The organism is Pseudescherichia sp. (genome assembly GCF_031998825.1).
GTDB lineage: Bacteria > Pseudomonadota > Gammaproteobacteria > Enterobacterales > Enterobacteriaceae > Pseudescherichia.
In genome coordinates, this window is the sequence record NZ_DAMACX010000049.1 from 7,672 (window position 1) to 24,977 (window position 17,306).

The 17,306-nt window shown below is 53.8% G+C and carries 28 protein-coding genes; 22 read left to right on the forward strand and 6 right to left on the reverse strand.

What is annotated here, in order from left to right:
* Positions 1 to 28: 28 nt before the first annotated feature.
* The 15 genes from rpsH (at position 29) to zntR (ending at position 7,875) form a co-directional block, all read left to right on the forward strand.
* The gene (gene rpsH / locus RTP97_RS17770) at positions 29 to 421 is read left to right on the forward strand and encodes a 30S ribosomal protein S8 (RefSeq protein ID WP_042396027.1); all 393 of its coding nucleotides are present in this window, start codon (positions 29 to 31) and stop codon (positions 419 to 421) included.
* 12 nt (positions 422 to 433) lie between these two features.
* Positions 434 to 967 carry a 50S ribosomal protein L6 gene (rplF, locus tag RTP97_RS17775; protein WP_103821894.1) on the forward strand — a complete coding sequence of 178 codons (534 nt, stop codon included), beginning with the start codon at positions 434 to 436 and terminating at the stop codon, positions 965 to 967.
* A 9-nt stretch (positions 968 to 976) separates the two neighbouring features.
* The gene (gene rplR, locus RTP97_RS17780) at positions 977 to 1,330 is read left to right on the forward strand and encodes a 50S ribosomal protein L18 (protein ID WP_042396018.1); all 354 of its coding nucleotides are present in this window, start codon (positions 977 to 979) and stop codon (positions 1,328 to 1,330) included.
* Positions 1,331 to 1,344: 14 nt separating this feature from the next.
* Positions 1,345 to 1,848 carry a 30S ribosomal protein S5 gene (gene rpsE, locus RTP97_RS17785; protein ID WP_042396015.1) on the forward strand — a complete coding sequence of 168 codons (504 nt, stop codon included), beginning with the start codon at positions 1,345 to 1,347 and terminating at the stop codon, positions 1,846 to 1,848.
* A gap of 3 nt (positions 1,849 to 1,851) precedes the next feature.
* Positions 1,852 to 2,031 carry a 50S ribosomal protein L30 gene (gene rpmD / locus RTP97_RS17790; protein WP_001140434.1) on the forward strand — a complete coding sequence of 60 codons (180 nt, stop codon included), beginning with the start codon at positions 1,852 to 1,854 and terminating at the stop codon, positions 2,029 to 2,031.
* A 3-nt stretch (positions 2,032 to 2,034) separates the two neighbouring features.
* Positions 2,035 to 2,469 (forward strand): 50S ribosomal protein L15, encoded by a 435-nt coding sequence (gene rplO / locus RTP97_RS17795; RefSeq protein ID WP_039076819.1) that lies wholly within the window; start codon positions 2,035 to 2,037, stop codon positions 2,467 to 2,469.
* Between the two features lie 7 nt (positions 2,470 to 2,476).
* The gene (gene secY / locus RTP97_RS17800; RefSeq protein WP_312214292.1) at positions 2,477 to 3,808 is read left to right on the forward strand and encodes a preprotein translocase subunit SecY; all 1,332 of its coding nucleotides are present in this window, start codon (positions 2,477 to 2,479) and stop codon (positions 3,806 to 3,808) included.
* 30 nt (positions 3,809 to 3,838) lie between these two features.
* Positions 3,839 to 3,955, forward strand: coding sequence for a 50S ribosomal protein L36 (gene rpmJ / locus RTP97_RS17805; RefSeq protein ID WP_000868187.1), 117 nt, complete (start codon positions 3,839 to 3,841; stop codon positions 3,953 to 3,955).
* A gap of 146 nt (positions 3,956 to 4,101) precedes the next feature.
* Positions 4,102 to 4,458 (forward strand): 30S ribosomal protein S13, encoded by a 357-nt coding sequence (rpsM, locus tag RTP97_RS17810; RefSeq protein ID WP_042396003.1) that lies wholly within the window; start codon positions 4,102 to 4,104, stop codon positions 4,456 to 4,458.
* 16 nt (positions 4,459 to 4,474) lie between these two features.
* Entirely contained in the window at positions 4,475 to 4,864 is a 390-nt protein-coding gene (gene rpsK / locus RTP97_RS17815) for a 30S ribosomal protein S11 (protein WP_034899652.1), read from the forward strand.
* 33 nt (positions 4,865 to 4,897) lie between these two features.
* Positions 4,898 to 5,518 (forward strand): 30S ribosomal protein S4, encoded by a 621-nt coding sequence (gene rpsD / locus RTP97_RS17820; RefSeq protein WP_021265666.1) that lies wholly within the window; start codon positions 4,898 to 4,900, stop codon positions 5,516 to 5,518.
* A gap of 25 nt (positions 5,519 to 5,543) precedes the next feature.
* Positions 5,544 to 6,533, forward strand: coding sequence for a DNA-directed RNA polymerase subunit alpha (locus RTP97_RS17825; protein WP_034461761.1), 990 nt, complete (start codon positions 5,544 to 5,546; stop codon positions 6,531 to 6,533).
* A gap of 40 nt (positions 6,534 to 6,573) precedes the next feature.
* Entirely contained in the window at positions 6,574 to 6,960 is a 387-nt protein-coding gene (rplQ, locus tag RTP97_RS17830) for a 50S ribosomal protein L17 (protein ID WP_042395993.1), read from the forward strand.
* Positions 6,961 to 7,072: 112 nt separating this feature from the next.
* Positions 7,073 to 7,441 carry a DUF1992 domain-containing protein gene (locus RTP97_RS17835; protein WP_312416021.1) on the forward strand — a complete coding sequence of 123 codons (369 nt, stop codon included), beginning with the start codon at positions 7,073 to 7,075 and terminating at the stop codon, positions 7,439 to 7,441.
* A 2-nt stretch (positions 7,442 to 7,443) separates the two neighbouring features.
* Positions 7,444 to 7,875, forward strand: a complete 432-nt coding sequence (zntR, locus tag RTP97_RS17840) for a Zn(2+)-responsive transcriptional regulator (protein ID WP_312416024.1) — start codon at positions 7,444 to 7,446, stop codon at positions 7,873 to 7,875.
* A gap of 45 nt (positions 7,876 to 7,920) precedes the next feature.
* Here zntR and mscL read toward each other — a convergent pair whose 3' ends face one another.
* From mscL to def, 5 genes are all read right to left on the reverse strand, one after another.
* Positions 7,921 to 8,334 carry a large-conductance mechanosensitive channel protein MscL gene (gene mscL, locus RTP97_RS17845; protein WP_312214286.1) on the reverse strand — a complete coding sequence of 138 codons (414 nt, stop codon included), beginning with the start codon at positions 8,332 to 8,334 and terminating at the stop codon, positions 7,921 to 7,923.
* Between the two features lie 69 nt (positions 8,335 to 8,403).
* The gene (gene trkA / locus RTP97_RS17850; protein WP_312416026.1) at positions 8,404 to 9,780 is read right to left on the reverse strand and encodes a Trk system potassium transporter TrkA; all 1,377 of its coding nucleotides are present in this window, start codon (positions 9,778 to 9,780) and stop codon (positions 8,404 to 8,406) included.
* A 22-nt stretch (positions 9,781 to 9,802) separates the two neighbouring features.
* A complete protein-coding gene (rsmB, locus tag RTP97_RS17855; RefSeq protein WP_312416028.1) occupies positions 9,803 to 11,092 on the reverse strand; it encodes a 16S rRNA (cytosine(967)-C(5))-methyltransferase RsmB in 1,290 nt (429 codons plus the stop codon).
* Positions 11,093 to 11,144: 52 nt separating this feature from the next.
* Positions 11,145 to 12,092 carry a methionyl-tRNA formyltransferase gene (gene fmt, locus RTP97_RS17860; RefSeq protein ID WP_312416030.1) on the reverse strand — a complete coding sequence of 316 codons (948 nt, stop codon included), beginning with the start codon at positions 12,090 to 12,092 and terminating at the stop codon, positions 11,145 to 11,147.
* 20 nt (positions 12,093 to 12,112) lie between these two features.
* Positions 12,113 to 12,622 (reverse strand): peptide deformylase, encoded by a 510-nt coding sequence (gene def / locus RTP97_RS17865; protein ID WP_312229996.1) that lies wholly within the window; start codon positions 12,620 to 12,622, stop codon positions 12,113 to 12,115.
* A 129-nt stretch (positions 12,623 to 12,751) separates the two neighbouring features.
* On the opposite strand from def, the gene dprA reads away from it, so the two are divergent.
* The 6 genes from dprA to RTP97_RS17895 are packed head-to-tail and all read left to right on the forward strand — an operon-like array spanning position 12,752 to position 16,543.
* Positions 12,752 to 13,876: a DNA-protecting protein DprA gene (gene dprA / locus RTP97_RS17870; protein WP_312416031.1), complete on the forward strand. Its 1,125-nt coding sequence runs from the start codon at positions 12,752 to 12,754 to the stop codon at positions 13,874 to 13,876.
* Complete coding sequence (smg, locus tag RTP97_RS17875) at positions 13,848 to 14,321, forward strand: DUF494 family protein Smg (RefSeq protein WP_042395982.1); 474 nt, start codon at positions 13,848 to 13,850, stop codon at positions 14,319 to 14,321. The genes dprA and smg overlap by 29 nt, the downstream gene beginning before the upstream one ends.
* Before the next feature lie 26 nt (positions 14,322 to 14,347).
* A complete protein-coding gene (locus RTP97_RS17880; RefSeq protein WP_312416032.1) occupies positions 14,348 to 14,902 on the forward strand; it encodes a topoisomerase DNA-binding C4 zinc finger domain-containing protein in 555 nt (184 codons plus the stop codon).
* On the forward strand, positions 14,895 to 15,467 hold the full coding sequence (tsaC, locus tag RTP97_RS17885) for an L-threonylcarbamoyladenylate synthase type 1 TsaC (RefSeq protein ID WP_312416035.1): 573 nt from the start codon (positions 14,895 to 14,897) through the stop codon (positions 15,465 to 15,467). The genes RTP97_RS17880 and tsaC overlap by 8 nt, the downstream gene beginning before the upstream one ends.
* A 3-nt stretch (positions 15,468 to 15,470) precedes the next feature.
* Positions 15,471 to 16,289, forward strand: a complete 819-nt coding sequence (gene aroE, locus RTP97_RS17890; RefSeq protein WP_312416038.1) for a shikimate dehydrogenase — start codon at positions 15,471 to 15,473, stop codon at positions 16,287 to 16,289.
* Positions 16,286 to 16,543, forward strand: a complete 258-nt coding sequence (locus RTP97_RS17895; protein ID WP_312214269.1) for a DUF1488 domain-containing protein — start codon at positions 16,286 to 16,288, stop codon at positions 16,541 to 16,543. Before aroE ends, RTP97_RS17895 begins: the two co-directional genes overlap by 4 nt.
* Here RTP97_RS17895 and RTP97_RS17900 read toward each other — a convergent pair.
* Complete coding sequence (locus RTP97_RS17900; RefSeq protein WP_312416041.1) at positions 16,519 to 17,079, reverse strand: gamma carbonic anhydrase family protein; 561 nt, start codon at positions 17,077 to 17,079, stop codon at positions 16,519 to 16,521. The two genes, RTP97_RS17895 and RTP97_RS17900, sit on opposite strands and share 25 nt — an antisense overlap.
* A 26-nt stretch (positions 17,080 to 17,105) precedes the next feature.
* On the opposite strand from RTP97_RS17900, the gene RTP97_RS17905 reads away from it, so the two are divergent.
* The gene (locus RTP97_RS17905) at positions 17,106 to 17,288 is read left to right on the forward strand and encodes a hypothetical protein (protein ID WP_312416043.1); all 183 of its coding nucleotides are present in this window, start codon (positions 17,106 to 17,108) and stop codon (positions 17,286 to 17,288) included.
* The last annotated feature ends 18 nt before the right edge of the window (positions 17,289 to 17,306 follow it).

A 17,306-nucleotide genomic window follows, 5' to 3' on the forward strand; every position in this document is an offset into this window, starting at 1 on the left:
ACCAATTGAATCACGGGAGTAAAGACAGATGAGCATGCAAGATCCGATCGCGGATATGCTGACCCGTATCCGTAACGGTCAGGCCGCGAACAAAGCTGCGGTCACCATGCCTTCCTCCAAGCTGAAAGTGGCAATTGCCAACGTGCTGAAGGAAGAAGGTTTTATTGAAGAATTTAAAGTTGAAGGCGACACCAAGCCTGAACTGGAAGTGACTCTTAAGTACTTCCAGGGCAAAGCTGTTGTAGAAAGCATTCAGCGTGTCAGCCGCCCAGGTCTGCGCATCTATAAGAAAAAAGATGAGCTGCCGAAAGTTATGGCGGGTCTGGGTATCGCAGTTGTTTCTACCTCTAAAGGTGTTATGACTGATCGTGCAGCGCGCCAAGCTGGTCTTGGTGGCGAAATTATCTGCTACGTAGCCTAATCGGAGGAAAAAATGTCTCGTGTTGCTAAAGCACCGGTCGTTGTTCCTGCCGGCGTTGATGTAAAAATCAACGGTCAGGTTATTACGATCAAAGGTAAAAACGGCGAGCTGACTCGTACTCTCAACGATGCTGTTGAAGTGAATCATGCAGATAATGCACTGACCTTCGGTCCGCGTGATGGTTACGTGGATGGTTGGGCTCAGGCTGGTACCGCGCGTGCCCTGCTGAACTCAATGGTTATCGGTGTTACCGAAGGCTTCACTAAGAAGCTGCAGCTGGTTGGTGTAGGTTATCGTGCAGCAGTCAAAGGGAATGCAGTAAACCTGTCTCTGGGTTTCTCGCATCCAGTTGAGCATCAGCTGCCAGCGGGGATCACCGCAGAATGTCCGACTCAGACTGAAATCGTGCTGAAAGGCGCTGATAAGCAGGTGATCGGTCAGGTTGCAGCAGATCTGCGCGCCTACCGTCGTCCTGAGCCTTACAAAGGCAAGGGTGTTCGTTACGCCGACGAAGTCGTGCGTACCAAAGAGGCTAAGAAGAAGTAAGGTAACACTATGGATAAGAAATCTGCTCGTATCCGTCGTGCGACCCGCGCACGCCGCAAGCTCCAGGAGCTGGGTGCAACTCGCCTGGTGGTACATCGTACCCCGCGTCACATTTACGCACAGGTAATTGCTCCGAATGGTTCTGAAGTTCTGGTAGCTGCTTCTACTGTAGAAAAAGCTATCGCTGAACAACTGAAGTTCACCGGAAACAAAGACGCTGCTGCAGCTGTAGGTAAAGCTGTTGCTGAACGCGCTCTGGAAAAAGGCATCAAAGATGTTTCTTTTGACCGTTCCGGGTTCCAATATCATGGTCGTGTCCAGGCACTGGCAGATGCTGCCCGTGAAGCTGGCCTTCAGTTCTAAGGTAGAGGTGTAAGATGTCACACATCGAAAAACAAGCTGGCGAACTGCAGGAAAAGCTGATCGCGGTTAACCGCGTATCTAAAACCGTTAAAGGTGGTCGTATTTTCTCCTTCACAGCTCTGACTGTAGTAGGCGATGGTAACGGTCGCGTTGGTTTTGGTTACGGTAAAGCGCGTGAAGTTCCAGCAGCGATCCAGAAAGCGATGGAAAAAGCCCGTCGCAACATGATTAACGTCGCGCTGAACCACGGCACCCTGCAGCACCCGGTTAAAGGTGTTCACACGGGTTCTCGTGTATTCATGCAGCCGGCTTCAGAAGGTACCGGTATCATCGCCGGTGGTGCAATGCGCGCCGTTCTGGAAGTCGCTGGGGTTCATAACGTTCTGGCTAAAGCCTATGGTTCCACCAACCCGATCAACGTGGTTCGTGCAACTATCGACGGCCTGGAAAATATGAATTCTCCAGAAATGGTCGCTGCCAAGCGTGGTAAATCCGTTGAAGAAATTCTGGGGAAATAAGCCATGGCAAAGACTATTAAAATTACTCAAACCCGCAGTGCAATCGGTCGTCTGCCGAAACACAAGGCAACGCTGCTTGGCCTGGGTCTGCGTCGTATTGGTCACACCGTAGAGCGCGAGGATACTCCTGCTGTTCGTGGTATGGTCAACGCGGTTTCCTTCATGGTTAAAGTTGAGGAGTAAGAGATGCGTTTAAATACTCTGTCTCCGGCCGAAGGCTCTAAAAAGGCGGGTAAACGCCTGGGTCGTGGTATCGGTTCTGGCCTCGGCAAAACCGGTGGTCGTGGTCACAAAGGTCAGAACTCTCGTTCTGGCGGTGGCGTACGTCGCGGTTTCGAGGGTGGTCAGATGCCTCTGTACCGTCGTCTGCCGAAATTCGGTTTCACTTCGCGTAAAGCAATGATCACGGCAGAAGTTCGTCTGTCCGATCTGGCTAAAGTAGAAGGCGACGTAGTTGACCTGAACACGCTGAAAGCGGCAAACATTATCGGTATCCAGATCGAGTTCGCGAAAGTGATCCTGTCTGGTGAAGTTTCTACTCCGGTAACTGTTCGTGGCCTGCGTGTTACTAAAGGCGCTCGTGCTGCTATCGAAGCTGCTGGTGGTAAAATCGAGGAATAAGTAGCAGATGGCTAAACAACCGGGATTAGATTTTCAAAGTGCCAAAGGTGGCTTAGGCGAGCTGAAACGCAGACTGCTGTTTGTAATCGGTGCGCTTATCGTGTTCCGTATTGGCTCTTTTATTCCGATCCCTGGTATTGATGCCGCTGTACTTGCCAAACTGCTTGAGCAACAGCGAGGCACCATCATTGAGATGTTTAACATGTTCTCTGGTGGTGCTCTCAGCCGTGCTTCAATCTTTGCCCTGGGCATTATGCCGTATATTTCGGCCTCTATTATTGTCCAGCTGCTGACGGTGGTTTATCCGCCGCTGGCAGAGCTGAAGAAAGAAGGGGAGTCTGGTCGTCGCAAGATCAGCCAGTACACCCGTTACGGCACTCTGGTGCTGGCAATATTCCAGTCGATCGGTATTGCTACCGGTCTACCGAATATGCCTGGTATGCAGGGCCTGGTAATGAATCCAGGCTTTGCATTCTATTTCACCGCTGTTGTAAGTCTGGTCACAGGAACCATGTTCCTGATGTGGCTCGGCGAACAGATTACTGAACGTGGTATCGGTAACGGTATCTCGATCATTATCTTCGCCGGTATCGTTGCGGGACTCCCGCCAGCCATTGCCCATACGATCGAGCAAGCGCGTCAAGGCGACCTGCACTTCCTCCTGTTGCTGTTGGTTGCAGTATTAGTATTTGCAGTGACGTTCTTTGTTGTATTTGTTGAGCGTGGTCAACGCCGCATTGTGGTAAACTACGCGAAACGTCAGCAGGGTCGTCGTGTCTATGCTGCACAGAGCACACATTTACCGCTGAAAGTGAATATGGCGGGGGTAATCCCGGCAATCTTCGCTTCCAGTATTATCCTGTTCCCAGCGACCATCGCGTCATGGTTCGGGAACGGTACTGGTTGGAACTGGCTGACAACAATTTCGCTGTATTTGCAGCCTGGGCAACCGCTTTATGTGTTACTCTATGCGACTGCAATCATCTTCTTCTGTTTCTTCTACACGGCGTTGGTTTTCAACCCGCGTGAAACAGCAGATAACCTGAAGAAGTCCGGTGCATTTGTACCAGGAATTCGTCCGGGAGAACAAACGGCGAAGTACATCGATAAAGTAATGACCCGCCTGACTCTGGTCGGTGCGCTCTACATTACCTTTATCTGCCTGATCCCGGAGTTCATGCGTGATGCAATGAAGGTGCCGTTCTACTTTGGTGGAACCTCACTGCTCATCGTTGTTGTCGTGATTATGGACTTTATGGCTCAAGTGCAAACTCTGATGATGTCGAGTCAGTATGAGTCTGCATTGAAGAAGGCGAACCTGAAAGGCTATGGCCGCTAAAGGTCGCCCGAGAAGTTACGGAGAGTAAAAATGAAAGTTCGTGCTTCCGTCAAGAAATTATGCCGTAACTGCAAAATCGTTAAGCGTGATGGCGTCATCCGCGTGATTTGCAGTGCCGAGCCGAAGCATAAACAGCGCCAAGGCTGATTATTTCGCATATTTTTCTTGCAAAGTTGGGTTGAGCTGGCTAGATTAGCCAGCCAATCTTTTGTATGTCTGTACGTTTCCATTTGAGTATCCTGAAAACGGGCTTTTCAGCATGGGGCGTACATATTAAATAGTAGGAGTGCATAGTGGCCCGTATAGCAGGCATTAACATTCCTGATCAGAAACACGCCGTGATCGCATTAACTTCGATCTACGGTGTCGGCAAGACCCGTTCTAAAGCCATTCTGGCTTCTGCGGGTATCGCTGAAGATGTTAAGATCAGTGAGCTGTCTGAAGAACAAATCGACACGCTGCGTGACGAAGTTGCCAAATTTGTCGTTGAAGGTGATCTGCGCCGTGAAGTTAGCATGAGCATCAAGCGCCTTATGGACCTTGGTTGCTATCGCGGTTTGCGTCATCGTCGTGGTCTGCCAGTGCGCGGTCAGCGTACTAAGACCAACGCACGTACCCGTAAGGGTCCGCGCAAACCGATCAAGAAATAATCGGGGTGATTGAATAATGGCAAAGGCACCAGTTCGTGCACGTAAGCGTGTAAGAAAACAAGTCTCTGACGGCGTGGCTCATGTCCATGCTTCTTTTAACAACACCATCGTAACTATTACCGATCGTCAGGGTAATGCGCTGGGTTGGGCAACAGCCGGTGGTTCCGGTTTCCGTGGTTCTCGCAAATCCACTCCGTTTGCAGCTCAGGTTGCAGCAGAGCGTTGCGCTGACGCCGTAAAAGAATACGGTATCAAGAATCTGGAAGTTATGGTTAAAGGTCCGGGTCCAGGCCGCGAATCTACTATTCGTGCTCTGAACGCCGCTGGTTTCCGCATCACTAACATTACTGATGTGACTCCGATCCCTCATAACGGTTGTCGTCCGCCGAAAAAACGCCGCGTATAACGCTGTCGTTTCCAGGTTTGTTGGAGAAAGAAAATGGCAAGATATTTGGGTCCTAAGCTCAAGCTGAGCCGTCGTGAGGGCACCGACTTATTCCTTAAGTCTGGCGTTCGCGCGATCGATACCAAGTGTAAAATTGAACAAGCTCCTGGCCAGCACGGTGCGCGTAAACCGCGTCTGTCTGACTATGGTGTACAGTTGCGTGAAAAGCAGAAAGTTCGCCGTATGTACGGTGTGCTGGAGCGTCAGTTCCGTAACTACTATAAAGAAGCAGCTCGTCTGAAAGGCAACACGGGTGAAAACCTGCTGGCTCTGCTCGAAGGTCGTCTGGACAACGTAGTATACCGTATGGGCTTTGGCGCAACTCGCGCGGAAGCACGTCAGCTCGTTAGCCATAAAGCAATCATGGTAAACGGCCGCGTTGTTAACATCGCTTCTTATCAGGTAACTCCGAATGACGTAGTTAGCATCCGTGAGAAAGCCAAAAAGCAATCTCGCGTGAAGGCCGCTCTGGAGTTGGCTGAGCAGCGTGAAAAGCCAACCTGGCTGGAAGTTGATGCTGGCAAGATGGAAGGTACGTACAAGCGCAAGCCTGAGCGTTCTGATCTGTCTGCGGACATTAACGAACACCTGATCGTCGAGCTTTACTCCAAGTAAAGCTTAGTACCAAAGAGAGGACACAATGCAGGGTTCTGTGACAGAGTTTCTAAAACCGCGCCTGGTAGATATCGAGCAAGTGAGTTCGACGCACGCCAAGGTGACCCTTGAGCCTTTAGAGCGTGGCTTTGGCCATACTCTGGGTAACGCACTGCGCCGTATTCTGCTCTCATCGATGCCGGGTTGTGCGGTGACCGAGGTTGAGATTGATGGTGTACTGCACGAGTACAGCACCAAAGAAGGCGTTCAGGAAGATATCCTGGAGATCCTGCTCAACCTGAAAGGGCTGGCGGTGAGAGTTCAAGGTAAAGATGATGTTATTCTTACCCTGAATAAATCTGGCATTGGCCCTGTGACTGCAGCCGACATCACCCACGACGGTGATGTCGAAATCGTCAAGCCGCAGCACGTGATCTGCCACCTGACCGATGAGAACGCGTCTATTAGCATGCGTATCAAAGTTCAGCGCGGTCGTGGTTATGTGCCGGCTTCTGCCCGAATTCATTCGGAAGAAGATGAGCGCCCAATTGGCCGTCTGCTGGTCGACGCATGCTATAGCCCTGTAGAGCGTATTGCCTACAATGTTGAAGCAGCGCGTGTAGAGCAGCGTACCGACCTGGACAAGCTGGTCATCGAAATGGAAACCAACGGCACAATCGATCCTGAAGAGGCGATTCGTCGTGCGGCAACCATCCTGGCAGAACAACTGGAAGCTTTCGTTGACTTACGTGATGTACGTCAGCCGGAAGTGAAAGAAGAGAAACCAGAATTCGATCCGATCCTGCTGCGCCCTGTTGACGATCTGGAATTGACTGTCCGCTCTGCTAACTGCCTCAAAGCAGAAGCTATCCACTATATCGGTGATCTGGTACAGCGTACCGAGGTTGAGCTACTTAAAACGCCTAACCTGGGTAAAAAATCTCTTACCGAGATTAAAGACGTGCTGGCCTCCCGTGGTCTGTCTCTGGGCATGCGCCTGGAAAACTGGCCACCGGCAAGCATTGCTGACGAGTAACCGGATCACAGGTTAAGGTTTTACTGAGAAGGATAAGGTCATGCGCCATCGTAAGAGTGGTCGTCAACTGAACCGCAACAGCAGCCATCGCCAGGCTATGTTCCGCAACATGGCAGGTTCACTGGTTCGTCATGAGATCATCAAGACGACCCTGCCTAAAGCGAAAGAGCTGCGCCGCGTAGTTGAGCCGCTGATTACTCTTGCCAAGACTGATAGCGTAGCTAATCGTCGTCTGGCATTCGCCCGTACTCGTGATAACGAGATCGTGGCAAAACTGTTTAACGAGCTGGGCCCGCGTTTCGCGAGCCGTGCCGGTGGTTACACTCGCATTCTGAAGTGTGGCTTCCGTGCAGGCGACAACGCGCCGATGGCATACATCGAGCTGGTTGATCGTTCAGAATCGCAAGCAGAAGCTGCTGCAGAGTAATCTGTAGCAACATAAAAAGACCCGCTTCGGCGGGTTTTTTTATTTCTCTCATTCTCCCCCTCTCTCCCTGCTAAAATAGCCCTGTGCCTTAGTTCATCCCCTGGAGTCGGCTATGTGGTTACTCGATCAGTGGGCAGAACGCCATATTCGCGATGCCCAGCAACAAGGTGAATTTGATAATCTTCCCGGCACCGGTGAACCGCTGCATCTCGACGATGACGCTCACGTCCCCGCCGAGCTTCGCGCAGGCTACCGACTGCTGAAAAACGCCGGCTGCCTCCCCCCTGAACTGGCCCAGCGTAAAGAGGCTCTGGCTCTGGCCGATCTGTTAAAGACAGTACAGCAGGATCATCCTGACTATCAGGAGCTGAGCCGCAGGCTAACGCTGCTTGAGCTCAAGCTGCGCCAGGCTGGCTTAAGCACCGAATTTCTGCGCGGCGAGTATGCCGACAGGCTAATGAAAAAGATTGGCGAGGAGTAGCTATGTACCGAATTGGAGAGCTGGCGAAGCTCGCAGAGGTAACGCCTGATACCGTTCGCTATTACGAAAAGCAGCAGATGATGGATCACGAGGTGAGAACGCAGGGTGGTTTCCGCCTCTATACCGAAGGCGATCTGCAGCGACTTAAGTTTATCCGTCACGCGCGGCAGTTGGGGTTTACCCTCGAGTCGATCCGCGAGCTGCTGTCGATCCGTATCGATCCTGAGCATCACACCTGCCAGGAGTCAAAAAGCATTGTCCAGTCTCGACTAAGCGAGGTTGAAGCTCGGATTGAAGAACTACAGATCATGCGCCGCTCTTTGCAACGGCTCAACGACGCCTGTTGCGGCACGGCCCATAGCAGCGTTTACTGTTCAATTCTGGAAGCGCTGGAGCAGGGCGGAATAAACGGTGAGAGCCGAAAGGGGTGTTAAAGGCCAGCGGCAAAAGCGTAAATCACCTTTGCCGCTGGCTTTCTATTATGGACGGCTGTTCTGTTCTTTGAGCAGATCGCGGATTTCAGTCAGCAGCACTTCCTCTTTCGAAGGTGCCGGTGGTGCTTTAGGCTCTTCTTTCTTCTTCTGATGCAGTCGGTTGATCAGCTTAATCGCCATAAAGATCGCAAACGCCACAATCAAAAAGTCGAAAATGTTCTGGATAAACACACCGTAATGCATAACAACAGGTGGAAGATCGCCCTGAGCCGGACGCAGCGTCCAGGCGAACTGTTTAAAGTCGACGCCGCCAATCAGCAGACCGAGGGGAGGCATAATGATATCGGCAACCAGCGATGAGACAATTTTACCGAAAGCCGCACCAATGATGACCCCGACGGCCAGGTCGATAACGTTGCCGCGCATGGCGAAAGCGCGAAACTCTTTTAACAAACTCATTTGATTCTCCTTATGCCAAAGACCCACTAAGTCTAACAAAGGTCTCTCTAATTTTCATTTCTCGGCTTATTACAGGAAGAACGGGCTGGGTTGGAATAGCCGCTCGACATCGGTAATAAACTTTTTGTCCGTCAGGAACATAATGACGTGATCGCCTTGCTCAATACGTAAATTATCATTAGCGATCATGACGTCGTTGCCGCGCACGACGGCTCCGATGATCGTTCCCGGCGGCAGCTTGATCTCGTCAATCACCCGTCCAACCACGCGGGAGGTACTCTCGTCGCCATGGGCTACGGCCTCGATCGCCTCGGCAACGCCCCGGCGCAGCGAGGAGACCCCGACGATATCTGCTTTACGCACGTGGCTCAACAGGGCAGAAATAGTCGCCTCCTGCGGTGAGATGGCGATATCAATAACGCTGCCCTGGACCAGATCGACGTAGGCGCGTCGCTGGATCAGTACCATGACCTTTTTCGCCCCCATCCGCTTGGCCAGCATGGCGGACATAATGTTGGCTTCATCGTCGTTGGTCACGGCAATGAAAAGATCGACCTGATCGATATGCTCTTCTGCCAGTAACTCCTGATCCGACGCATCGCCGTAGAAGACGATCGTGTTTTGCAGCTTCTCGGCCAGATCCGCCGCCCGACGCTGATCGCGCTCGATCAGCTTAACGCTGTAGTCCTTCTCCAGCTGGCTCGCCAGACCTGCGCCGATATTGCCGCCGCCCACCAGCATGATACGCTTATAGGGTTTTTCCAGCCGCTGCAGCTCGCTCATGACCGCACGAATATTCTGTGATGCCGCGATAAAAAATACCTCATCGCCTGCTTCAACGATAGTCGATCCCTGCGGGCGGATCGGCCTGTCGTGACGGAAAATGGCGGCAACCCGGGTGTCGATATGCGGCATATGCTCGCGCATAATGGAAAGGGCATTACCGACCAGCGGACCGCCGTAGTAGGCCTTCACCACCGCAAGGCTTACTTTGCCTTCGGCAAAGTTAACGACCTGCAGTGCACCAGGATACTCAATCAGACGATAGATGCTGTCGATCACCAGTTGCTCGGGGGCAATCAGGTGATCGATAGGCACGGCGTCGGTATTGAACAGCTTGTCCGCATCGCGCACATAGTCAGGCGCGCGAATACGGGCGATGCGGTTTGGCGTATTGAACAGGGAGTAGGCGACCTGGCAAGCAACCATATTGGTCTCATCAGAGCTGGTGACGGCAACGAGCATATCCGCATCGTCCGCGCCTGCTTCACGCAAAACACGGGGATGTGAGCCATGCCCCTGAACGACGCGCAGGTCAAATTTATCCTGCAACATATGCAGACGATCGCCATTGATATCGACAACGGTAATGTCATTGTTTTCACCGACCAGGTTTTCGGCCAACGTACCGCCGACCTGTCCTGCACCCAGAATGATTATCTTCATCAGCTGCGACCCGTCATCTCAATCACTGTTTGATTAGCTTAGCGTAATAGAAGCCGTCACCCTCTTCCGCGCCCGGAAGATTTTGCTGTCCCGGCTGCACTGGCGTACCTGTACTGGTCAGCTTCGCATCCGGTGTACGCTTGAGGAACTCGGCAATTTGCAGGGTGTTCTCCTCCGGCAGGACGGAGCAGGTGGCATACACCAGCGTGCCGCCCTGTTTCAGGTGTGGCCAGATGGCGTCGAGAATAGCGGACTGCAGCTGGACCAGTTCCGGGATATCGCGATCGCGGCGCAGCCACTTAATATCCGGATGACGACGGATCACGCCGGTTGCCGAGCAGGGAGCATCCAGCAGAATACGATCGAACTGCTGTTCGCCGCACCACTGGGAAGGAAAGCGGCCATCGCCCTGCTTAACCTGCGCCTTCATTCCCAGACGCTTCAGGTTATCGTAGACGCGGGAGAGGCGCTGCTCATCCACGTCAACTGCCAGCACGCTCGCCTCAGGAGCCACTTCCAGGATATGCGTGGTTTTACCGCCGGGGGCCGCACAGAGATCGAGGATCTGCTCGCCGTTCTGTGGTTCCAGAAAGTTCATGCAGCCCTGGGCAGAGGCATCCTGCACTGTCACCCATCCCTGGTCGAAACCGGGGAGGGCCTGCACCGGGGCAGGTGAGGCCAGACGTACCGCATCGGCATAGTCGCTATGGGAAAAACCCTGCTGGCCAGAGGCCTCCAGCAGCGCCAGCCAGGCATCGCGGGAGTGATGGTTACGGTTCACGCGCAGCCACATGGGAGGGCGCTGGTTATTAGCCTCCACAATACTTTCCCACTGCTGCGGATACGCTTTTTGCAGACGCTTCAACAGCCAGTCAGGATGTAAAAAACGACTTTCGCTGGTGGCAAACTCCGCCAGCAGCGGCTCCTGCTGACGCTGGAACTGACGCAGCACGCCGTTGATCAGCCCCTTAAGCTGCGGACGCTTAATGGCTACCGCTCCCTCTACCGTCTCTGCTAAAGCAGCATGCGGTGGAACGCGGGTGTATAGAAGCTGATAAAACCCGACCATGATCAGATAGTGAATGGTGCGCTGCTTGCCGGTCATAGGACGGGACATCAGCTTATTGATGAGCCACTCCATCTGGGAGAGCGTGCGCAGCACGCCGAAGCACAGCTCCTGGAGCAGGGCTTTATCTTTATCCGAGACTTTCTGCTGCAGGGCCGGGAGGACGTTGCTCAGCGACTGCCCATGCTCAACAACCTGTTCGATGGCCTGTGCTGCCATGCTGCGTAAATTGATCGTTTTTTTCATAACCGCAAAAATAAAAATGCCCGGTAACACCGGGCGTTAAAGGTAGGGGCCGTCAGGCCAGACGGTGGCCGGGAATAAACCATTCGCGACGTGAGTTCAGTAGATCCTGAGCGCTCATCGCTTTTTTACCTGCCGGCTGCAGCGATTCCAGATTTAGAATGCCGTCGGCGGTCGCAACCTGAATACCCTGTTTGTTGGCATCGACAATCGTGCCTGGCTCGGCGCGGGACTGCTGGTTAATCACCGACGCCTTCCACACTTTTACCGGCTGCCCGTCAATCTCCAGCCAGCTCATCGGCCACGGATTAAATGCCCGGATGCAGCGCTCAAGCTGCGCCGCAGAGAGCGACCAGTCGATGCGCGCCTCCTCTTTGCTGAGCTTTTCAGCATAGGTTACGAGTGCTTCATCCTGTACCTGCGGCTGGGCAGTGCTCTCAGCCAGCTGGGCCAGAGTTTCGATTAACCCCTGCGGACCAAGGTCAGCAAGCTTGTCATAGAGCGAGGCGCTGGTATCTTCTGCGGTAATCGGGCAGGAAAGCTTGTAGAGCATATCGCCGGTGTCCAAACCCACATCCATCTGCATGATGGTAACGCCGGTTTCGGCATCTCCCGCCCACAGCGAGCGCTGAATAGGGGCAGCGCCACGCCAGCGCGGCAGCAGCGATCCGTGAACGTTGATGCAGCCGAGACGCGGCATATCGAGTACCGCCTTTGGCAGGATTAAGCCATAGGCAACGACGACCATCACGTCAGCGTTGAGATCGGCGACCAGCTGCTGATTTTCCTGCGGGCGCAAAGAGACTGGCTGAAAGACAGGAAGACCTTTCGCTTCAGCCAGCACCTTCACCGGACCCGGCATCAGTTTTTTACCCCGCCCTGCGGGTCTGTCTGGCTGGGTAAACACGCCAACCACCTGGTGCCCGGATGACAACAGCGCGTCAAGATGACGCGCGGCAAAGTCAGGCGTACCGGCGAAAATAATACGTAGTGAATCCGACACGTTGATCCTTTTGGCTTCGGTTATGCACGCCCGTTCAGGCGGTCCAGTTTTTCCACTTTCTGGCGAATGCGCTGGCGCTTCATCGGCGACAGGTAGTCGATGAACAATTTGCCGACCAGGTGATCCATTTCATGCTGAATGCAGATAGCCAGCAGGCCGTCAGCTTCCAGCTCGAAAGATTTCCCTTCGCGATCGAGGGCACGGATTTTCACTTTCTCCGCCCGCGGGATCAGCGCACGCTGCTCAGGGATCGACAGGCAACCCTCTTCGATACCGGTTTCGCCGCTCTTTTCCAGCAGCTCAGGGTTGATGAGCACCAGCTGCTCGTCGCGGTTCTCGGAAACGTCGATAACAATAATACGCTGGTGGATGTCCACCTGCGTGGCGGCAAGGCCAATACCCTCTTCGGCGTACATCGTTTCGAACATATCATCCACGATGCGCTGAATTTCTGCATTTACTTCTTTCACCGGCGTAGCGACTTTGCGAAGGCGCTCGTCCGGAATATGTAACACGTGCAAAACTGACATAATTACCCAGGAGTTGTGTTCAGGAGTTGAAAAGATCGTTACCACTATTCTAGACAAATCCCCCTCCGATTGACAGCATCAGTGACCAATCGCAAGGATTGCAACCGCCGCGTGTGGCAAGGGACAAGGATGACTTTGACAGAGATTTGGCTGCGCCTGATCCACCTCGGTGAACTCTACGGTGAAAGGATGCTGGAGGCCGCACAATGTTTAGCAGCTTACCCCCATCCCGACGCAAAAACGCTCTCGCTCGCCGGGCTGACGGCAAAACAGAGCGCACGCTTTTATGCTGTCTCTCCCCGTGATATCGACAGCACGCTTGAATGGTTAGCCCAGCCTGGACATCGCCTGCTGCTGGCGAGCGATGCGGATTACCCGCCAGCGCTGCGCGCCATTACTGATTTTCCCGGTGCGCTGTTTGTGAAAGGGGATGTGGGCCTCCTCAATAGCCCACAGTTAGCCGTCGTCGGCAGCCGGGCAAACTCATGGTATGGCGAGCGCTGGGGACGCCATTTCTGCGAACGGCTCGGGGCAGAAGGTATTACGGTCACCAGCGGCCTGGCGTTGGGTATTGACGGCATTGCCCATCGTGGTGCGCTCCGCGGTGGTGGCAAAAGCCTGGCGGTGCTGGGAAACGGCCTACAACAGACTTACCCTCGTCGGCACGCCGCGCTGGCGGCACAGCTTATTGACGCCGGCGGCGCGCTGGTATCAGAGTTTCCGCTGGCCGCGCCGCCCAGACCGGGTAACTTTCCCCGACGTAACCGCATTATCAGCGGCCTTAGCCAGGGCGTGCTGGTGGTTGAGGCTGCCCTGCGCAGCGGCTCCCTGGTAACTGCACGCTGTGCAATGGATCAGGGCAGGGACGTCTTTACGCTGCCCGGCGCGTTAGGCAGTCCCGGTAGCGAAGGCCCACACTGGTTAATTCAGCAGGGGGCGACGCTGGTGACTACGCCGGATGAAATACTCGAAATTCTACAACAGGGTTTACGCTGGCTACAAAATGCACGCAAAAAACCAATTTATTCGTCAGAACACCAAGCGGCAGCATTGCCATTTCCTGAGCTCCTGGCTAACGTAGGAGATGAGGTAACACCTGTTGACGTCGTCGCTGAACGTGCCGGCCAACCTGTGCCAGTGATTGTGGCCCAGCTACTCGAACTGGAGTTAGCAGGATGGATCGCAGCTGTACCCGGCGGCTATGTCCGATTAAGGAGGGCAAGCCATGTTCGACGTACTAATGTATTTGTTTGAGACTTATATCCACAATGAAGCAGAACTGCGTGTGGATCAGGACAAACTTGAACGGGACCTCACTGATGCCGGTTTTGACCGTGAGGATATCTATAACGCGTTACTGTGGCTGGAAAAGCTCGCTGACTATCAGGAAGGCCTCGCCGAACCGATGCAGCTTGCTTCAGACCCTCTCTCTCTGCGTATTTATACTGCAGAAGAGTGTGAACGACTGGATGCCAGCTGCCGGGGTTTCCTGTTATTCCTCGAGCAGATTCAGGTGCTAAACCTCGAAACACGAGAAATGGTGATTGAGCGCGTGCTGGCGCTGGATACGGCAGAGTTCGAGCTGGAAGATCTCAAGTGGGTCATCCTGATGGTGCTCTTCAATATCCCGGGGTGTGAAAACGCCTATCAGCAGATGGAAGAATTACTCTTTGAAGTGAATGAAGGTATGCTGCACTAACTATCGTCGCAGCATCAAGAGTTGTTATGGCCAAATCAGCACTGTTTTCGGTGTCTAATCAAGAGCCCTGCCCGCAGTGCGGGGCTCCGCTTGTTATTCGGACCGGGAAACGCGGGCCGTTTCTCGGTTGTTCTCACTATCCTGAATGTGACTATGTTCGCTCCCTGAAAAGCCAGGCCGATGGGCATATCGTCAAAGTTCTGGAGGGGCAGCTGTGCCCGCTTTGCCAGTCGGTGCTGGTGCTTCGCCAGGGACGCTTCGGCATGTTTATTGGCTGTAGTCACTATCCTGAATGCGGACATACAGAGACCATCGATAAACCCGACGATACCGCCATTACCTGCCCGCAGTGCAATCAAGGTACCCTGGTCCAGCGACGTTCGCGTTATGGCAAAACCTTCCACTCCTGCGATCGCTATCCGGAGTGCCAGTTTGTTATCAATTTTAAACCGGTAGCGGGGGAGTGCCCAACGTGTCACTACCCGCTACTAATAGAGAAGAAAACCGCGCAGGGCGTTAAATGCTTCTGTGCCAGTAAACAATGTGGAAAGCCGGTCACGGCGGAAAAGAACAGTGAATAATAACCTGCCTTCAGACGCCATCGTAAATGCGGTGGCGGTACTGAATAGAGAAGAAGTCATCGCCTATCCCACCGAAGCCGTTTTTGGCGTCGGCTGCGACCCCGACAGCGAAACGGCGGTTAAGCGCCTGCTGGCGTTAAAACAACGCCCGGTAGAGAAAGGATTAATTCTTATCGCCGCCAGCGTTGAGCAGCTGAAGCCCTATATAGATGAGCAGGCGTTGAACGATGCCCAGAGAGAGGCGGTATTCGCCTGCTGGCCAGGCCCGGTGACCTTTGTCTTCCCGGCAAAACCAACCACGCCGCGCTGGCTGACCGGGCGATTTGACTCCCTGGCCGTACGGGTAACCGATCATCCGCTGGTGGTCGCGCTATGTAAGGCATACGGCAAACCGCTGGTCTCTACCAGCGCTAACCTGACCGGGCTGCCGCCGTGCCGGACAATCGAAGAGGTGCGCGCGCAGTTTGGCGAGGCATTTCCAGTTGTAGAAGGTAAAACCGGCGGACGTGAAAACCCGTCTGAAATTCGTGATGCATTGACCGGCGAACGTTTTCGCCAGGGGTGATCTATGGAAACCTATGCCGTTTTTGGTAATCCCATTGCACACAGCAAATCGCCGTTTATTCATCAGCAGTTCGCTCAGCAGCTGCTGATAGCTCACCCTTACGGGCGCGTTCTGGCTCCCGTTGATGATTTTATTGCGACGCTAAACGCGTTTTTCAGCGCGGGCGGGAAAGGGGCTAACGTTACCGTTCCCTTTAAAGAAGAGGCGTTTGCCCGAGCGGATGAGCTGACGGAGCGTGCGGCGCTAGCCGGAGCGGTCAACACCCTCAAGCGTCTTGAGGATGGCCGCCTGCTGGGAGATAACACCGACGGAATCGGTTTGCTCAGTGACCTGCAGCGGCTGGGGTTTATTAAGCCTGGATTTCGCATTCTGCTGATTGGCGCAGGCGGGGCCTCACGGGGCGTGCTGCTGCCGCTGCTCTCTCTGGACTGCGCGGTGACCATAACCAACCGGACTTTCTCACGCGCCGAAGAGCTGGCAACGCTATTCGCCCATACCGGCAGCGTTAGCGCTGTGGCGATGAAAGATCTGGCCGGACACGAGTTCGATCTTATTATTAACGCCACCTCCAGCGGTATTAGCGGTGAAACGCCGCAGATCCCTGAATCTTTAATCGATAGCCATATCCACTGCTATGACATGTTCTATCAGAAGGGAGAAACGCCATTCCTGCGCTGGTGTGAACAGCATGGCGCAAAACAGCGTGCGGATGGGCTGGGTATGCTGGTGGCGCAGGCTGCCCATGCGGTACTGCTCTGGCATGGCGTGCTGCCGGAAACCGCGCCGGTTATTGAACGCCTCAAACAGGAGCTGGCTGGGTGAATCAGGCGATTCAATTTCCCGATCGGGAGGCGTGGCGTGACGAGCTGCAGGCCGTCTGCTTCCCGGCGCTGGTTAACGGTATGCAACTTAGCTGCGCAATTAAAGCCGAAACGCTGGCAACGCGGTTCGGCGGTGAGACGCCAGCCCAGTGGCTGGCGCTTTTCCAGGAGCATCGCTGGGATCTGGAAGAGGAGGCTGAACAGCTAATCCAACAGCAGCGAGAGGACGATCAAGGTTGGGTGTGGCTATCCTGAGCCTGATCCAGATAGTCGTCTTTCCACTTCACATAGTTATTGGCAGAGTACTTCAGCCCCTCAATCTCCGCCTCCGTCAGGGGGCGGATCTGTTTCACCGGACTACCTAAATAGAGAAAGCCGCTCGCCAGCCGCTTATTCTGTGGGACCAGGCTTCCGGCACCAATCATGACGTCATCTTCTACAACCACGCCATCAAGCAAAATGGATCCCATTCCGACCAGCACTCGGTTGCCTACGGTACAGCCGTGCAGCATGACCTTGTGCCCCACCGTCACGTCTTCACCAATAATGAGCGGATTGCCTTCCGGGTTATAGGAAGATTTATGAGTAACGTGCAGCACGCTGCCATCCTGAATATTGCTGCGGGCACCAATCTGTACGTAATTAACGTCACCGCGGATCGCAACCAACGGCCAGATACCAACGTCATCGGCTACTCTGACATCGCCGATCACCACGCTGGTGGCATCAACCATCACGTGTTGGCCAATTTTAGGGTAGAGATCTTTATAAGAACGCAGGACAGCAGACATAGTTACCTCGTCAAAACAGAAGTGATATGGATGACTTTGGTAGCTTTAGAGGCCCGGCGCAAGCCTTTTACACGCCAAAATTTAAGCAGATCGCACAGGATCCCAGCAGAAAGCGTGAAAAATCGACGGTCGGTAAAAAAGATCTAAAAAAGGCTTGTGCAAAAAAATGGGATCCCTATAATGCGCCTCCATCGAAACGGCAAACGTGAATCACTTCACGGAAACAG

Coding starts and splice junctions, on each gene's coding strand:
- rpsH (WP_042396027.1), top strand. CDS start 29: ATGAGCATGCAAGATCCGATCGCGGATATGCTGACCCGTATCCGTAAC.
- rplF (WP_103821894.1), top strand. CDS start 434: ATGTCTCGTGTTGCTAAAGCACCGGTCGTTGTTCCTGCCGGCGTTGAT.
- rplR (WP_042396018.1), top strand. CDS start 977: ATGGATAAGAAATCTGCTCGTATCCGTCGTGCGACCCGCGCACGCCGC.
- rpsE (WP_042396015.1), top strand. CDS start 1,345: ATGTCACACATCGAAAAACAAGCTGGCGAACTGCAGGAAAAGCTGATC.
- rpmD (WP_001140434.1), top strand. CDS start 1,852: ATGGCAAAGACTATTAAAATTACTCAAACCCGCAGTGCAATCGGTCGT.
- rplO (WP_039076819.1), top strand. CDS start 2,035: ATGCGTTTAAATACTCTGTCTCCGGCCGAAGGCTCTAAAAAGGCGGGT.
- secY (WP_312214292.1), top strand. CDS start 2,477: ATGGCTAAACAACCGGGATTAGATTTTCAAAGTGCCAAAGGTGGCTTA.
- rpmJ (WP_000868187.1), top strand. CDS start 3,839: ATGAAAGTTCGTGCTTCCGTCAAGAAATTATGCCGTAACTGCAAAATC.
- rpsK (WP_034899652.1), top strand. CDS start 4,475: ATGGCAAAGGCACCAGTTCGTGCACGTAAGCGTGTAAGAAAACAAGTC.
- rpsD (WP_021265666.1), top strand. CDS start 4,898: ATGGCAAGATATTTGGGTCCTAAGCTCAAGCTGAGCCGTCGTGAGGGC.
- RTP97_RS17825 (WP_034461761.1), top strand. CDS start 5,544: ATGCAGGGTTCTGTGACAGAGTTTCTAAAACCGCGCCTGGTAGATATC.
- rplQ (WP_042395993.1), top strand. CDS start 6,574: ATGCGCCATCGTAAGAGTGGTCGTCAACTGAACCGCAACAGCAGCCAT.
- RTP97_RS17835 (WP_312416021.1), top strand. CDS start 7,073: ATGTGGTTACTCGATCAGTGGGCAGAACGCCATATTCGCGATGCCCAG.
- zntR (WP_312416024.1), top strand. CDS start 7,444: ATGTACCGAATTGGAGAGCTGGCGAAGCTCGCAGAGGTAACGCCTGAT.
- mscL (WP_312214286.1), bottom strand. CDS start 8,334: ATGAGTTTGTTAAAAGAGTTTCGCGCTTTCGCCATGCGCGGCAACGTT.
- trkA (WP_312416026.1), bottom strand. CDS start 9,780: ATGAAGATAATCATTCTGGGTGCAGGACAGGTCGGCGGTACGTTGGCC.
- rsmB (WP_312416028.1), bottom strand. CDS start 11,092: ATGAAAAAAACGATCAATTTACGCAGCATGGCAGCACAGGCCATCGAA.
- def (WP_312229996.1), bottom strand. CDS start 12,622: ATGTCAGTTTTGCACGTGTTACATATTCCGGACGAGCGCCTTCGCAAA.
- dprA (WP_312416031.1), top strand. CDS start 12,752: ATGACTTTGACAGAGATTTGGCTGCGCCTGATCCACCTCGGTGAACTC.
- smg (WP_042395982.1), top strand. CDS start 13,848: ATGTTCGACGTACTAATGTATTTGTTTGAGACTTATATCCACAATGAA.
- RTP97_RS17880 (WP_312416032.1), top strand. CDS start 14,348: ATGGCCAAATCAGCACTGTTTTCGGTGTCTAATCAAGAGCCCTGCCCG.
- aroE (WP_312416038.1), top strand. CDS start 15,471: ATGGAAACCTATGCCGTTTTTGGTAATCCCATTGCACACAGCAAATCG.
- RTP97_RS17900 (WP_312416041.1), bottom strand. CDS start 17,079: ATGTCTGCTGTCCTGCGTTCTTATAAAGATCTCTACCCTAAAATTGGC.
- RTP97_RS17905 (WP_312416043.1), top strand. CDS start 17,106: ATGGATGACTTTGGTAGCTTTAGAGGCCCGGCGCAAGCCTTTTACACG.